The sequence below is a fragment of the Bradyrhizobium sp. Leaf396 genome (assembly GCF_001424605.1).
GTDB classification, from domain to species: domain Bacteria; phylum Pseudomonadota; class Alphaproteobacteria; order Rhizobiales; family Xanthobacteraceae; genus Bradyrhizobium; species Bradyrhizobium japonicum_C.
Genome location: NZ_LMQJ01000008.1, coordinates 141,881 through 156,048, shown reverse-complemented (window position 1 = coordinate 156,048; position 14,168 = coordinate 141,881). Strand labels below are relative to the sequence as shown.

Here is a 14,168-nt window from a genome sequence, read left to right as displayed (position 1 = left end):
TTCACACGTCGAAGAACACCGTCTCCTCCGGCCCCTGCAAATTGATCGTGAAGGCGTACACGACCTTGCCGGCGCGCTCGCTGCGCGTTGCGATCAAGGTCTTGCGGCGCACCGGCTGTTCGATCAGGTTGAGCACGGGGTCGGCGGCGTTGGCGGCCTCTTCATCCGAGAAGTAGAGCCGCGTGTTGAGGCCGATGTTGATGCCGCGCGCGACGATCCAGACATTGATATGCGGTGCGCATTTGCGGCCCGCCTTGTCGGTGATCGCGCCGGGCTTGATGGTCTCGAAGGTGACGAGGCCGCTGTCGAAGTCGGACCCGGCGCGGCCCCAGCCGCGAAAGCCCTCATCGAGTGCGCCCGCCGAACGGTCCGCCGGATGGTTGTAGCGACCGGCCGCATTGGCCTGCCATATCTCGAGCAGAACGTCGCGCAGCGGCGTGCCGGTGCCGTCGAGCACCTTGCCCTCCAGCGTGATGCGCTCGCCCTTGCTGTTGGGCGTCACCAGCACATTGGAGAAATTCCTCTCGAAGATGTCGAAGCCGGCCATGGCCGGGATCAGGCCGATATGGACGTAGGGCCCGGCGGTCTGCGAGGCTGTTTCCTTGAGATAATTGAGCGGCTGCGGCATGGCTCAGTTCCCCGCGGTGCGATTTTCGAAATAGGTGGAGCGCTGGCCGCGCAGCACAATGTCGAAGCGGTAGGCGAGCGAATCGAACGGGCTGGAGGCGTTGAGGTCGAGCGGCGCCACCAGGCGGCCGAGCGCATCCTTGTCCGGGATCGTCGTCAGAATCGGGCAGATTGGAATCAGGGGGTCACCTTCGAAGTACATCTGCGTGATCAGCCGTTGCGCGAAGCCGGAGCCGAACACCGAGAAGTGGATATGGGCCGGGCGCCAGCTGTTGACATAGTTGCGCCAGGGATAGGGCCCCGGCTTCACGGTGCGGAAATAATAGTAGCCGGTTTCGTCAGTGAGCGCGCGTCCGCAGCCCCCGAAATTCGGATCGATCGGCGCCAGATAGGTGTCCTTTTTGTGCCGGTAGCGGCCGCCGGCATTGGCCTGCCAGAACTCGACCAGCGTGTTCGGCACCCCGCGGCCGGTTTCGTCCAGCACGCGGCCATGCACGATGATCCGCTCGCCGATGGGGTCGCCGTCCTTGGCGTAGTTGCGGATCAGATCGTTGTCGAGCGGGCCGAGATCATTGTGCCCGAACACCGGCCCGGTGATCTCCGAAACCGAGTTTTCCAGCGACAGCAGCGACTGGCGCGGCGAGCGCAGCACCGAGGATTTGTAACCGGGCGCATGCGCCGGCGGATGGATGGAACGATCGCGCTGGAAGAAGCCGCCATCGCCGAGCGGGGGCGTAAAAGGCTCGGGGCTGTTGAGGCGGGGATCCCGCAAGGCTGCTGGCGCCTGGGCGTTCATCGACGTTGTCTCTCCCTGGGAGCCCGGAGGCGGGCGTGGTTATCGGGAGATGATGGGACCCTCTATTCTCAAGGTAAATAGATGAATTATAATGAATCACATGAAGGAAATCGATCATTTGGCCCTCGACGGACATGCCCTCGAGCTATTCCTCGCCGTGCTGGAGGAGGGATCGGTGACGGCAGCCGCGACACGTCTGGGGCTGACGCAGTCGGCGGTCAGCCACGGGTTGAACAAGCTGCGGCGGATTGCCGGCGATCCGCTGTTCGCTAAATCCGGCCGCGGCATCGTCGCCACGGCGCATGCCCAGGCCCTCGCGACGAAGGCGCGCGCGCTGATCGACGAGATGCGCAGCTTTGCCGGCGGCGTCAGCTTCGCGCCGGCGCAGGCCCAGCTGTCGCTGACGATCGCCGCCAATGATTTCCAGCGCGACCTGCTGCTGCCGCGCTTCTTCGACCACGTCGCCGCGCAAGTGAGGAGCCTGAACCTGCGCGTGATCCCCTCGCAATCGCCTTCACCTGCGATGCTGCGCGAGAACCGCTGCGATCTGCTGATCACTCCGCTGCCGCCGTCCGGCGTCGACATCGTGCAGAAGCGGCTGCTGAGGGATCATTACGTGTGCTACTACGATGCAAAGGCCCGTTCGGCACCGGCCAGCCGCAGCGCCTATCTCGCGGCACGTCACGTCACGGTGGTCTATACCGACAACGAACGGCTCGATTTCGACCGCCGGCTGGCAGCAAACGGGCTTCATCGCGATATCGCGATCTCGGTGCCGAGCTTCTCCGGCGTACCGTCCTTCCTGCGGGGGTCGCAGATGCTTGCGAGCATGCCGAGCCTGCTCGCAGCCGGCGTGATGCGCGGGTTTGCGCAAGCGCCGATCCCGCTGGCGTCTCGCACGCGGACCCTGGCCGAGCTGCCGATGTTCATGGTCTGGCACCAGCGTTATCAGAAGGACCCGGCCCACCGATGGATCAGGAGCCAGCTGGAGGCCGTCGCGGCGACGGCCGCCAAGCCGTGATAGCCGGTGCCGCGTTCGACAAGACCGCCCCTCCGCAAACCCACTGGTTGCGGGACGGCCCCCGCGCTAAAATCCCTTCATGACAGTGACCGACATTGCGAGCCGGACCTACAATCACAGCTGGCGGCTGGATCCCATCATCCGCAGCCTGCTTGATACCGACTTCTACAAGCTATTGATGTTACAAATGATTCGGGAAGACTACCCGGATCAGCAGGTGACCTTTTCGGTCATCAACCGCTCGCGCCATGTACGTCTCGCCGAGATCATCGACGAGGGTGAGCTGCGCGCTCAGCTCGATCACGCCCGCACCATCCGCTTCACCAAGAAAGAGCTGATCTGGCTGGCCGGTAACACCTTCTACGGCAAGACCCACATGTTCTCGGCGGACTTCATCCGCTGGCTGGCGGAGTTCCGCCTGCCCGAGTACGAGCTGCGCAAGGTCGAGGGCCAGTACGAGCTGCATTTCCACGGTCCCTGGACCCACACCACGATGTGGGAGATTCCGGCGCTTGCGATCATCAACGAGCTGCGCTCGCGCGCGGCAATGAAGGGCCGCGGCCGCTTCGAACTCGACGTGCTCTATGCCCGCGCCAAGGCCAAGCTGTGGACCAAGGTGGAACGGCTGCGCAAGCTCGAGAATTTGCGGCTCTCCGACTTCGGCACGCGCCGCCGTCACGGCTTTCTCTGGCAGCGCTGGTGCGTCGAGGCGGTGAAGGAAGGCCTGGGTCCGTCCTTCATCGGCACATCCAACGTGCTGCTCGCGATGGACAACGATCTCGAAGCCATCGGCACCAACGCGCACGAACTGCCGATGGTCGCTGCCGCGCTCGCCAGGGACGACGAGGAACTGCGCTGGGCGCCCTACCGCATCCTCGACCAGTGGCGCCAGACCTATGGCGGCAATCTCCTGATCGCACTGCCCGACGCCTTCGGCACCAAAGCCTTCCTGCGCGATGCGCCGGAATGGGTTGCCGACTGGACCGGCTTCCGTCCCGACAGCGCGCCGCCGATCCAGGCAGGCGAAGAGATCATCGCCTGGTGGCAGAGGAAGGGCCGCAACCCCAAGGACAAGCTGCTGGTCTTTTCCGACGCGATGGACGTCGGCTCGATCGAGGAGACCTATCACCACTTCGCCGGCCGCGTGCGGCTCTCCTTCGGCTGGGGCACCAACCTCACCAACGACTTCGTCGGCTGCACGCCGGATGGCTCGTTCAACCTCGATCCGATCTCGCTGGTCTGCAAGGTCTCGTCGGTCGATGGCCATCCGGCCGTCAAGCTCTCCGACAATCCGGAGAAGGCGACCGGCCTTCCATCGGAGATCGAGCGTTACCTGCGCGTGTTCGGCGACGCGGGTCGCGTGCGCAAGCCGGTGATGGTGTAGCACCCCACCAATTCTCTCGATCGAGGCAGCCGCGCACAGGGGATGCGCGGTATCGGATCGTCACCCCCAGCAGTCCCAGTTCACCCGCATTTGAAGCGATTTGCTTGCGCCTGCTTCACGACGGCTTCACCCTCTGACGGAGTCTTCCGCACCTTTCAGATCGAGTTAAGCAACCATCTCGTCTACTTCGTGTTGCAGGCGCAACGCTTCGCTGCGATCGTTGATCGGCTTGGGGAATAAGGTGTTTCGCAGAACAGCGACGTCAGCGGAGCGACACAGCTTCCTTCACGTCATCAAGCTCGTCTCGCCTTTCGTGATGGTCGTCGTGCTCCAGGCGGCGATCGCGGGATTCAGTCTCGAGGTGATGTCGTCGGTCCGCGCCTATGTGGCGGGCGAAGCGCTATGGTCGCGTTCGCAAAAGAACGCCGTCTATTTCCTCAACCGCTATCTGCACTCGGGCGAGGCCAGCCTGTTCGCGCAGTATCAAGCCTCGCTTGCCGTTCCCATCGGCGACGAGTTCGCGCGCTGGGCGCTCGAGCGCGATCCCGTCGACGTCGAGGCCGCCCGCATCGGCTTCCTGCAGGGCGGCAACCATCCCGATGACGTACCAGGACTGATCTGGCTGTTTCGCTACTTCAACCGTGTCAGCTTCCTCCAGGAAGCGATCAGCGAATGGGCCGCCACTGATCCCATGCTGCTGGAGCTCAGCGTGTTCGGCGAGCTCATCCGGTCCGAACTGGAAAACGGCCCCATTGCAGACGATCGCCTGCAGTTTCTTGCGTCGCGGCTCTCGGAGCTCAACAGCCAATTCACGGTGCATGCAAAGCGGTTCTCCACCGTCCTCGGCGAGGGCTCCCGCGCGATCAAGTTGACGCTGACCTGCATCAACTTCCTGACCGCAGCGACGCTGATCCTGCTTCTGATCTGGCATACGCGGCGTTTGGTGCTGCAACGGCAGGCGTTCGAACACGCCTTGCATGCCGAGAAAGAGCGCCTGGCCTGGCAGGCGTCGCACGATGGGCTGACCGGTCTGTTCAACCGCCGCGCCTTCGAGGCCCGCCTGCAAAGCGAGCTGGACGATGCCGCGGCGGGTGCGTTCGGCCTCATCCTGCTCGACCTCGACCAGTTCAAGAGTGTCAACGACAACTGTGGCCACCTTGCCGGCGACCGCCTGCTCTGCGAGGTCTCGCGCCTCCTGCAGCAGGACCGGCATGCACATGATCTTGTGGCTAGGCTCGGCGGTGACGAATTCTGCCTGATCCTGCCGCGCTGCCCGCCCTACGAGGCTGTCGATATCGCCGAGCGTCTGCGCAGATCGCTCGAGATGTTCAATTTCGCCTGGGGCGACCGCTGCTTTTCCGTGACCGCCAGCATCGGCGTCGCCTGCATCACCGACCGCAACACCACGCTCGAAGATGCGATGCGGCGCGCGGATGCCGCCTGCTACCGCGCCAAGGAAAAGGGACGCAACAGCGTTCAGGTCGAGGGCGGGAGACCTGATGTGGTCGTTGTTGCGGCACGGCTCCGCGAGCCGGCGCGCGCTTAAGTAGCTCGTTGTCAGCTCCGGGGCAGAATCCCGAGGCCCGTGAGATGAGTGTCGACAAACTGTTCGATCTGCTGGCGCAGCATCTGCGGCGGCACGGCCACCATGCGCTCCTCGAGGCCGAGCGAGATGATGCCATGCACGGCGGAAAACAGCGTGCGCGACAGCAACGCGATCTTCACGTCATCGGCATCCGGCAATAGCCGCACCAGGGGTGGATGCATCAACGCGAAGGCATCCATCACCATCTGAAGAATATCGTCCGGGTAGGGACGGTCGTCCTCCATCCGATGCTCGAACAGCGAGCGCAGCAGATTGGCGTGCTCGGCAAAGAAATCGAGATAGGTCGCGGCCAAGCCATAGAGCTGGCGAACGGGATCTTCGGCAGGAACGCCCCGGAGCTGCGCCGTGAGCGCCTGAACCGTCTCCCGATTGACGGTCAGGATAACCCCATCGAAGTCTCCGAACTCGTTATAGACGCTGCCGACCGAGCAGCCGGCGGCCTCCGCGACGTCCCGAACCTTCAATGATCTCAGTCCCTTAGCTGAGATGATGCCGCGGGCGATCTCCACGATTTGGAGCCGCCGCCAAAGTTTTTTCTTATCGCGTGGCGATTCGTCTTGAACATTGTTCATTTTCGAGCTACTCACGTGAACATTGTTCAAATTAACCTGGAGACCTGCAAAATGCAAACCCTCGCTGTTGATATCGCCGTCACCTTCGTCGACGACGCCAAGGCTCTCGTCACCGGTCTGTGCCGCGCCGCCCTCAACGCCGCGACGGCGCCCATCAACCGCGTCGCCAATACCTGCGACGTTGCCGGCGTCCTCGAGCAGCGTCGGGCGACCTTCCGGATGTGGCGGGCGAGCCGCGCCCGAGCCCGCCGAGAGCGGCGCCGGTTTAGCCTGCTCGGTCGCTTCTCGCCCTTCCGCCGCCTTGCCCATCTGACCTGAGGCGCGCAGCCGGGACATTCCGATCTGCTCGAATGCGCAGCCCCGGTGCAAGGGGGCACTCACCACGTCCCGACGGTCGCGGCGGATCGGGCGGACTTCACCGGACGCGGTTTAGCTTTCTCATCGCGGCACGATATCCCGATCATGCGATCTTCTGCAGCCGCCACAGCACATAATTGCGAACCTAACGAGACCACTTGTCGACCAACAGGATCGGAGGACGAGGAACAGACCAGGCCGGCGACATTCGTGTCCGGCAAAGGTTGATCCGGTCCGCTTCCGGTCGTGACGCCTCCCGACGATTGAACAACCTCAAGCCGCCTTTCCAAGAACAGGACTAGTCATGATCAGGGAATTGATGTCGTCACGCCGTTTCGCGCCGCTGTTCTGGGCGCAATTCTTTTCGGCGCTCAATGACAATGTGCTCAAGAACGCGCTCGTCATCATCCTGCTTTACAGCGCGGCGACGAGCCACGGCGATGCGCTGGTGACGGTCGCAGGCGCCGTCTTCATCTTCCCCTATTTCATCCTGTCCGGGCTCGGCGGCCAGCTTGCCGACAAATACGTCAAATCCGTCGTCGCAAGGCGGCTGAAATTCGTCGAGATCTTCGCCGCGTGCTTTGCCGCTGCCGGCTTCTTCCTGCATTCGGTGCCGCTGCTGTTCGCAGCGCTCGCGCTGTTCGGCACCATCGCCGCCCTGTTCGGGCCGGTGAAATATGCCATGCTGCCGGACCAGCTCGAGCTCGGCGAGCTCGCGACTGGCAACGCGCTGGTCGAAGGCGCGACCTTCATGGCCATCCTGCTCGGCACCGTCGCCGGCGGCCAGTTCGTGGCCGGCTCCGCACATATGGGCTGGGTCGCCTCCGCCGTGGTCGCGCTGGCGCTGCTGTCATGGGCGTTTGCCGCCCGCATTCCGCAGACGACGCCCTCCGCGCCCGATCTCCCCGTCGATGCCAATCCATGGACCTCGACGATGAGCCTGCTCAGGACGCTCTACGCCGACCATCGCCTGTGGGACGGCACCGTGATCGTCTCCTGGTTCTGGCTGGTCGGTGCGATCGTGCTGTCGCTGCTGCCGGCGCTGGTCAAGGACGTCGTCGGTGGCACCGAGGGCGTGGTGACGCTGTGCCTTGCCATCTTCGCGATCGGCATCGCCATCGGCTCGCTGTTTGCCGCAAGCCTGAGCCACGTACGTCCCAATCTCGCGCTGGTGCCGATCGGCGCCATCATCATGGGATTTGCGGGGCTCGATCTCGCCTGGGCCATCGGTGTCGCTGCCAAGGGGCACGAGATCACTGCGCTCGGCTTTGCGACCTCGTTCGGCGGCCTGCGTATGCTGGTCGACTTCGTTGCCTTCGCATTCGGCGGCGGCCTCTTCGTTGTGCCGTCCTTTGCCGCAGTCCAGGCCTGGTCGCAACCTTCCGAACGCGCCCGCATCATCGCCGCCGGCAACGTGCTGCAGGCCGCCTTCATGGTGGTCGGCTCGCTGTTCGTCGCGCTGTTGCAGGCGGCCGGGCTCCATGTCGGCTGGATCTTTTTCGGCCTCGGCGTCGCCAGCTTCGGCGCGGTGTGGTTCGTGCTCACGAAGTGGGGCAAGGAAGGCGTGCGCGATGCCGGCGGGCTTCTGTTCCGCGCCCTGTTCCGTACGGAGGTGCGCGGACTAGAAAACCTGCCGCCTCCGGGCACGCGCATGCTGATCGCGCCGAACCATGTCAGCCTGATCGACGGCCCGCTGCTGCATGCCGTGCTGCCGATCGACGCGAGCTTCGCGGTCGATACTGGTATCGCCAAAGCCTGGTGGGCCAAGCCGTTCCTACGCGCGGTCAGGCACTACACCATGGATCCGAGCAAGCCGCTGGCCGCGCGCGACCTGATCAAGCTCGTCGCCGCGGGCGAGCCAGTCGTCATCTTCCCGGAAGGACGCATCACCGTCTCGGGATCGTTGATGAAGGTGTATGACGGCACCGCGATGATCGCGGACAAGGCCGATGCCGTGGTTGTGCCGGTCCGCATCGAAGGCGCGCAACGCTCTTATCTCAGCTATCTCAACAGCAGCCAGATCAAGCGGTCCTGGTTTCCGCGTGTGACCGTCACCATCCTGCCGCCGGTCAAGCTCCCGGTCGATGAAACGCTGAAGGGCAAGGCACGCCGCAATGCCGCCGGCGCCGCACTGCAGGACGTCATGATCGATGCCCTCGTGAAGAACGCCATGCTCGATCACACGCTGTTCGAAGCGCTCGGACATGCCCATCGCGACCGCGACACCGGCAAGGTCATCATCGAGGACGCGCTCGGCGCCAGGCTAACCTATCGCAAGCTGATTCTCGGCGCGCAGGTCCTGAGCCGCAAGCTCGAGAGCGGCACCGCCGTCGGCGAGAATGTCGGCGTGCTGCTGCCGAACTCGGCGGGCGTTGCCGTAGTGTTCATGGCGCTGCAGAACATCGGCCGTGTGCCGGCGATGCTCAACTTCTCCGCCGGCCCGGTCAACGTGCTCGCCGCCATGAAGGCCGCGCAGGTCAGGACCGTGCTGACCTCGAAGGCCTTCATCGAGAAGGGCAAGCTCGACAAGCTGATGACCGCGATCTCCGCGGAGGCGCGCGTGGTCTATCTCGAGGACGTCCGCGACACGATAGGCGTCGCCGACAAGATCAAGGGCCTGCTCGCCGGCACGACGCCGCGTGTCGCCCGCCAGGCCAACGATCCCGCCGTCGTGCTGTTCACCTCGGGCTCCGAAGGCACGCCGAAGGGCGTGGTGCTGTCCCACCGCAACATCCTCGCCAATGCGGCGCAGGCGCTGGCGCGGGTCGACGCCAACGCCAACGACAAAGTGTTCAACGTGCTGCCGGTGTTCCACTCGTTTGGGCTGACCGGGGGAATGATGATGCCGATGCTGGCGGGCATTCCGATCTACATGTACCCCTCGCCGCTGCACTACCGGATCGTACCCGAGTTGATCTACCAGACCGGCGCGACCATCCTGTTCGGCACCGACACGTTCCTCACCGGCTACGCCCGCTCGGCGCACCCTTACGACTTCCGCACCTTGCGCCTCGTGATCGCCGGTGCCGAGGCAGTCAAGGATCGCACGCGCCAGGTGTTCATGGAGCGGTACGGCATTCGTATCCTCGAAGGCTATGGCGTCACGGAGACCGCGCCCGTTCTCGCCATGAACACGCCGATGGCCAACCGGCCCGGCACCGTCGGCCGCCTGTCGCCTCTGATGGAAAGCCGACTCGACCCGGTCCGCGGCATCGATGATGGCGGACGCCTCTCGGTGCGCGGGCCGAATGTGATGCTCGGTTATCTCAGGGCCGAGAATCCCGGCGTGATCGAAGTACTTCCCGAAGGCTGGCACGACACCGGCGACATCGTTTCGATCGACGCTGCCGGCTTCATCACCATCAAGGGCCGCGCCAAGCGCTTCGCCAAGATCGCGGGCGAAATGGTCTCCCTCTCCGCGGTCGAGAGCATCGGAGCGACCCTGTGGCCGCACGCCGCTACGGTTGCCGTGTCGATCCCCGACGCACGCAAGGGAGAGCGCATCGTGCTGCTGACGACGGAAAAAAACGCCGAGCGCAGCGCGATGCTGGCTCGGGCCAAGACGATCGGCGCATCCGAGCTCACCGTGCCTGCGACAATCATGGTGGTCGACAAGGTGCCGTTGCTCGGCACCGGCAAGACCGACTATGTCACGGCCACGACGATGGCACGTGAGCAGGCGTCCGCGCCGGACCGGGAGGTGGCATAGGGGCGGCGACCGGTTCCGTCGGTCACGCCGCGGTCCGCCGCTCCTGCGCGTAGCGCACCAGTGCGACGAAGCGGTAGATGCCGTGCACGAACTTGCCGTAGGGCATGGTGATGAACAATGCGAACACGGCGCCGAGATGCAGCGCGAGCAATGGCCCCATCGCGCCTGTCTCGCGCAGGACGAGCAGCAGCATTCCGGTGACGCCGGTCAGGAACAGCATGGCAATGAAGCCGACATCCATGCCGTAGCGGGTCTCGTCGAGCAGCGCGGGATCGCGCCGCATCTTGGCCATGAACAGACCGATCGGCCCAACGATGAGGCCGATGCCGCCCAGCGTGCCCAGCACCACGGGCAGGTCCCACCACGGATACGGCGCCTCGCGGCCGAGCAGATAGTGATACAGCGTCGCCACCGACGTCGCGGCAAAGCACAGCAGGAAGCCGTAGAAGGTCAGATGATGATAGCTTTTCCGCCGGTCGGTGGGCTTGTCGTCCTCGTTGTAGCAACCGACACCGCCGCCATGGAGATAGCGCAGCTCGCCGGCATCGCGGATCGCCTGGAAGATCGAGCCCCCGTCGACGCGGCCGTCAATGGGCGGGCCGATGTCACGCCAGAAGGCGCGCACGCTCATAAAAAGCGCAAAAACGGCATAGAGAAAGGCAGCACCGAACAGTCCGGCCATCATATTGTGCGGCATCAACTTGTAGAAGGCGCCAGGGCCGGTGTGCACACCAAACAGAACGCTCCGGTCATTCAAGGCGGCGAAGCCGAGGATGAAGGCCGCCATGCTGAGCGCTGCGACAATGCTGATGACGAGGCCGTTGCGCGCGAACGCGCCGGAGAGCGCCTGAGGCCAGGCATAGGCCGCATAGGATTCCGCGCGCGCGACAGCCAGCGTCTTCGGGACATTGACGTTGAACTCGTGCGGCGGCGAGAACTGGCAGTCGACGTAGCAGGCGCCGCAGGCATGGCAGAGATTGGCAAGGTAGTTGAGGTCGCCGTCAGAGAAGGCGCGGCGCATTTCCATCGCCGGAAATACCGCGCACAGGCCCTCGCAATAGCGGCAGGAATTGCAGACCGTCATCAGACGGTCGGCTTCGTCCAAGATCCTAGTTCCGTGCATGTTTTGCCGCTTCCCGTCCCGCGATCCGCCCGAACACGCTGCCGATGGTCATGCCCATTCCGGCCGCATAGCCCTTGCCCAGCACGTTGCCGGCCATGATCTCGCCGGCCGCGAACATGTTGGCGGACGGCTTGCCGTCCTTCATCAGCATCCGCGCCTCCTTGTTCACGCGCGTCCCGAGATAGGTGAAGGTGATGCCCGGCCTTACCGGATAGGCGAGATAGGGCGCTGTCTCGATCTTGCGCGCCCAGTGTGTCTTGGGTGGCGTGATGCCCTCGGTCACGCAGTCATCCAGAATCGTGTGGTCGAACGTGCCGGGCCGCACTGCGGCGTTGAACTCGGTGATGGTCTTTTCCAGCGCGGCCGGATCGAGTTCGAGCTTGCCGGCCAGTTCGGCAACCGTCTGCCCGGCGATCGGCGGAAACAACGTCGGCATGAAGCTGGTGACGACGGTGGAGTCGAAGATGATATAGGCGATCTGGTCGGGCTGCGCCGCAACCAGTCGGCCCCAGATCGCATAGCGCTTCGGCCAGATGTCCTCGCCCTCGTCGTAGAAGCGCTGCGCGTGCTTGTTGACGACGATGCCGAACACCACCGAGTCGTGGCGCGTGATGATGCCGCCGTCGAATTTCGGCGCGCGGGCGTCGATCGCGACCGCGTGGCACTGGGTGGGATCGCCGACCTCCTGCACGCCCTTGTCGAGCAGAATCTTCAGGATCGACCCGCGATTATAGGGCGTGCCGCGAATGAGGAAGTTGTCAGCGGCCTCGCCCCAATATTGCTTGAGCCATTCGATGTTGGCTTCGAAGCCGCCGGCTGCGGCAACCAGCGCGGTGGCGCGGATCTCGGTCTGCCCGTTGATCGGCCGCTTGAGGCGCGCCGCGAGGAACATGCCGTCCTCAATCTCGAGGTCGGTGACCTCGGCGTCGTATGCGACGTCGACGCCGAGCCGCTCCGCCGTGAGATAGAGCGCATTCAGCATCGCGCGGCCACCGCCGAGAAAGAAGGAGTTGGTGCGGCCGAGGCTCAGCGTGCCGCCCAGCGAGGGCTGCCAGCGCACGCCCTGCTCCACGATCCAGTTCAGGATGTCCTTGGACTCGCGGATCATGTGGCGCGCCAGCATCTCGTCGGTCTGCCCGCCGGTGACGCGCAGCAGGTCCTCCCAGAACTCGTCCTCGGTGTAGGGGCCGGTCAGGATTTCGGTCGCGGCATCATGGGCGCAGCGCATGTTGCGGGTGTGGCGGGTGTTGCCGCCGCGATAGAACTTCGGCGCGCCTTCCAGCACGAGCACCGAGGCGCCGCCGCGCCTGGCGCTGATCGCCGCGCACAGCGCCGCATTGCCGCCACCGATCACCAGCACGTCGTATTTGCTGCCCATACCGTCTGCCCGATGCGACGCAGTTGGAGACATTCTACCCGCAGGCGGCCTGGACCCGCCATTGCGCACGTTTGTATACAAAGATATACGAGAATGGAGCAACCGGCATCTCTGCATGGGCAGGATGCGCCCCGGGGAAACCATGGCAAGGCGTCCGGCGAAGGCAAGCGGATCGATCGCGCGCGGCGGCGGTGTCGCATTGGGCGAAGCCGTATTCCGCTCGCTGTGCGAGGCGCTGCAGGCCGGCAGCTACCGCGCCGGCGACCGATTGCGCGAAGAGGAAGTGGCGCAGCGGCTGAACGTGAGCCGCACGCCCGTGCGGGAAGCCCTGGGGCGCCTCGCCGCGCGCGGCTTCGTCGAGCCAGCCGGTGGCCGCGGGCTGATCGTGCGCAATCTCGACATTTCCGAGGTGCTCGAGCTCTATGCCATGCGCGAGATCATGGAAGGGGCCGCGGCGCGCCTCGCTGCCGAGCACGCCTCTACCCCGGAGATCGACGCGCTCGGGGATATCGAGCAGGCTTTCGTCGCGGCGGCCAAGACCGACAAGGCCGAGATGGCAAGGCTCAACCGGGCTTTTCACGAAGCCATCTGCCGGGCGGCGCGCAACCGCTATCTCGACAATGCGTCGCGGGAATTGCAGGACTGGATCGCCCTGCTCGGCCCGACCACCTTCACGGTGACCGGACGCCCCTCGACCAGCCATAGCGAGCATCAGGCGATCATCGCCGCGATTGCGGCGCGCGACGGCGACAAGGCCGAGCAGCTCGCGCGGGCGCATATCCGCGAGGCGCTACGCTGCCGGCTGAAGCTGCTGCAGAAACAGTAGGCCCCCTAGCGCCTCGCCCCTCGCGCGGGACGCACATCTTCAGCCGAAGCCGATAAGGCACTGTCGAGCAGCTCGGTCGGGCCACCCAGCGCACGCGTCAGGCGGACGGCGGCTCTCAGCAACAGCGACGCCATCGCCTTGATATTGTCCCGCGTGAAGCGCGGCTTCGGCCCTGAGAGCGACAGGGCACCGACGCATTTGCCGCCAGGACCGAACACCGGGCAGGCAAGCCCGGCGCAATCGGGATCGCGCTCGCCAAAGGACACTGCGATGCAACCCTCGCGAATCTCGTCGTAGGCCTCGCCCTTCTCCCCGTCGAAGGCCAGGATAATCCGTCCGGCCGCGCCGCGGTCCAACGGCAGCAGCATGCCGGCCTCGACGCGGTCGAGCGTCGAGTGTTGGGAATCGACCCGGAAGACGCAGAGCCTGCGCTTCGCATCATGCCGCACGTGATACGATGGACTTTCCGTGCCGTCGGCGACGAGCTGACGCAGCAGCGGCACCACGCGATCATGCAGATTGTTGCTGCGCTGGTAGACCGCGCCGAGCCGGAACGGTGTCGGCCCGAGATGGTAACGACCGTCGGCGAACTGCACGAGGTAGCCGAATTCCTGAAGAGACGTCATCAGCCGCAACAGCGTGCTTTTGTACATCTTGGTGCGCCGGGCGAGCTCAGCGAGCGTCATCGGCTCCGGCGCGTCCTCGAAGGCGGCCAGGATGCTCAGGGCACGGTCGACGGCTGCGACGCCGGGCGAAGGCATGGCGTGTC

11 protein-coding genes are annotated in these 14,168 nt (G+C 64.8%); 5 read left to right on the top strand and 6 right to left on the bottom strand.

Features of this window, described 5'->3' with window-relative positions:
- Nucleotide 1 precedes the first annotated feature (1 nt).
- The gene (gene pcaG, locus ASG57_RS10430; protein ID WP_057196195.1) at nt 2-628 is read right to left on the bottom strand and encodes a protocatechuate 3,4-dioxygenase subunit alpha; all 627 of its coding nucleotides are present in this window, start codon (nt 626-628) and stop codon (nt 2-4) included.
- Nucleotides 629-631: 3 nt separating this feature from the next.
- The gene (gene pcaH, locus ASG57_RS10425; RefSeq protein ID WP_057196194.1) at nt 632-1,423 is read right to left on the bottom strand and encodes a protocatechuate 3,4-dioxygenase subunit beta; all 792 of its coding nucleotides are present in this window, start codon (nt 1,421-1,423) and stop codon (nt 632-634) included.
- Nucleotides 1,424-1,514: 91 nt separating this feature from the next.
- Between pcaH and ASG57_RS10420 the strand changes: the two genes are divergently transcribed.
- The 3 genes from ASG57_RS10420 to ASG57_RS10410 all read left to right on the top strand — a co-directional run bounded on the left by ASG57_RS10420 (nt 1,515) and on the right by ASG57_RS10410 (nt 5,374).
- Entirely contained in the window at nt 1,515-2,444 is a 930-nt protein-coding gene (locus ASG57_RS10420) for a LysR family transcriptional regulator (protein ID WP_024341615.1), read from the top strand.
- A 79-nt stretch (nt 2,445-2,523) separates the two neighbouring features.
- Complete coding sequence (gene pncB / locus ASG57_RS10415; RefSeq protein ID WP_057196193.1) at nt 2,524-3,828, top strand: nicotinate phosphoribosyltransferase; 1,305 nt, start codon at nt 2,524-2,526, stop codon at nt 3,826-3,828.
- A gap of 241 nt (nt 3,829-4,069) precedes the next feature.
- Nucleotides 4,070-5,374 carry a sensor domain-containing diguanylate cyclase gene (locus ASG57_RS10410; protein ID WP_057196228.1) on the top strand — a complete coding sequence of 435 codons (1,305 nt, stop codon included), beginning with the start codon at nt 4,070-4,072 and terminating at the stop codon, nt 5,372-5,374.
- 11 nt (nt 5,375-5,385) lie between these two features.
- On the opposite strand, the gene ASG57_RS10405 is transcribed toward ASG57_RS10410, so the two are convergent.
- Nucleotides 5,386-6,006 (bottom strand): TetR/AcrR family transcriptional regulator, encoded by a 621-nt coding sequence (locus tag ASG57_RS10405; protein WP_082528909.1) that lies wholly within the window; start codon nt 6,004-6,006, stop codon nt 5,386-5,388.
- Between the two features lie 661 nt (nt 6,007-6,667).
- Between ASG57_RS10405 and ASG57_RS10395 the strand changes: the two genes are divergently transcribed.
- A complete protein-coding gene (locus ASG57_RS10395) occupies nt 6,668-10,072 on the top strand; it encodes an acyl-[ACP]--phospholipid O-acyltransferase (protein WP_057196192.1) in 3,405 nt (1,134 codons plus the stop codon).
- Nucleotides 10,073-10,094: 22 nt separating this feature from the next.
- On the opposite strand, the gene tcuB is transcribed toward ASG57_RS10395, so the two are convergent.
- Both tcuB and tcuA read right to left on the bottom strand, forming a co-directional pair.
- Nucleotides 10,095-11,195, bottom strand: a complete 1,101-nt coding sequence (gene tcuB / locus ASG57_RS10390; protein ID WP_057196191.1) for a tricarballylate utilization 4Fe-4S protein TcuB — start codon at nt 11,193-11,195, stop codon at nt 10,095-10,097.
- The gene (gene tcuA / locus ASG57_RS10385; protein ID WP_057196190.1) at nt 11,182-12,573 is read right to left on the bottom strand and encodes an FAD-dependent tricarballylate dehydrogenase TcuA; all 1,392 of its coding nucleotides are present in this window, start codon (nt 12,571-12,573) and stop codon (nt 11,182-11,184) included. The genes tcuB and tcuA overlap by 14 nt, the downstream gene beginning before the upstream one ends.
- Before the next feature lie 142 nt (nt 12,574-12,715).
- Here tcuA and ASG57_RS10380 point away from each other — a divergent pair, with 142 nt between their 5' ends.
- Nucleotides 12,716-13,399, top strand: coding sequence for a GntR family transcriptional regulator (locus tag ASG57_RS10380; RefSeq protein ID WP_024341623.1), 684 nt, complete (start codon nt 12,716-12,718; stop codon nt 13,397-13,399).
- 5 nt (nt 13,400-13,404) lie between these two features.
- On the opposite strand, the gene ASG57_RS10375 is transcribed toward ASG57_RS10380, so the two are convergent.
- Nucleotides 13,405-14,160 carry an IclR family transcriptional regulator gene (locus ASG57_RS10375; RefSeq protein WP_057196189.1) on the bottom strand — a complete coding sequence of 252 codons (756 nt, stop codon included), beginning with the start codon at nt 14,158-14,160 and terminating at the stop codon, nt 13,405-13,407.
- Nucleotides 14,161-14,168: the final 8 nt, after the last annotated feature.

Excerpts from the sequence above, each read along its gene's own strand:
- ASG57_RS10420 (WP_024341615.1), top strand. The coding sequence starts at position 1,515 with ATGAATCACATGAAGGAAATCGATCATTTGGCCCTCGACGGACATGCC.
- ASG57_RS10405 (WP_082528909.1), bottom strand. The coding sequence starts at position 6,006 with ATGAACAATGTTCAAGACGAATCGCCACGCGATAAGAAAAAACTTTGG.
- ASG57_RS10375 (WP_057196189.1), bottom strand. The coding sequence starts at position 14,160 with ATGCCTTCGCCCGGCGTCGCAGCCGTCGACCGTGCCCTGAGCATCCTG.
- tcuB (WP_057196191.1), bottom strand. The coding sequence starts at position 11,195 with ATGCACGGAACTAGGATCTTGGACGAAGCCGACCGTCTGATGACGGTC.
- pcaG (WP_057196195.1), bottom strand. The coding sequence starts at position 628 with ATGCCGCAGCCGCTCAATTATCTCAAGGAAACAGCCTCGCAGACCGCC.
- ASG57_RS10395 (WP_057196192.1), top strand. The coding sequence starts at position 6,668 with ATGATCAGGGAATTGATGTCGTCACGCCGTTTCGCGCCGCTGTTCTGG.
- tcuA (WP_057196190.1), bottom strand. The coding sequence starts at position 12,573 with ATGGGCAGCAAATACGACGTGCTGGTGATCGGTGGCGGCAATGCGGCG.
- pncB (WP_057196193.1), top strand. The coding sequence starts at position 2,524 with ATGACAGTGACCGACATTGCGAGCCGGACCTACAATCACAGCTGGCGG.
- pcaH (WP_057196194.1), bottom strand. The coding sequence starts at position 1,423 with ATGAACGCCCAGGCGCCAGCAGCCTTGCGGGATCCCCGCCTCAACAGC.
- ASG57_RS10380 (WP_024341623.1), top strand. The coding sequence starts at position 12,716 with ATGGCAAGGCGTCCGGCGAAGGCAAGCGGATCGATCGCGCGCGGCGGC.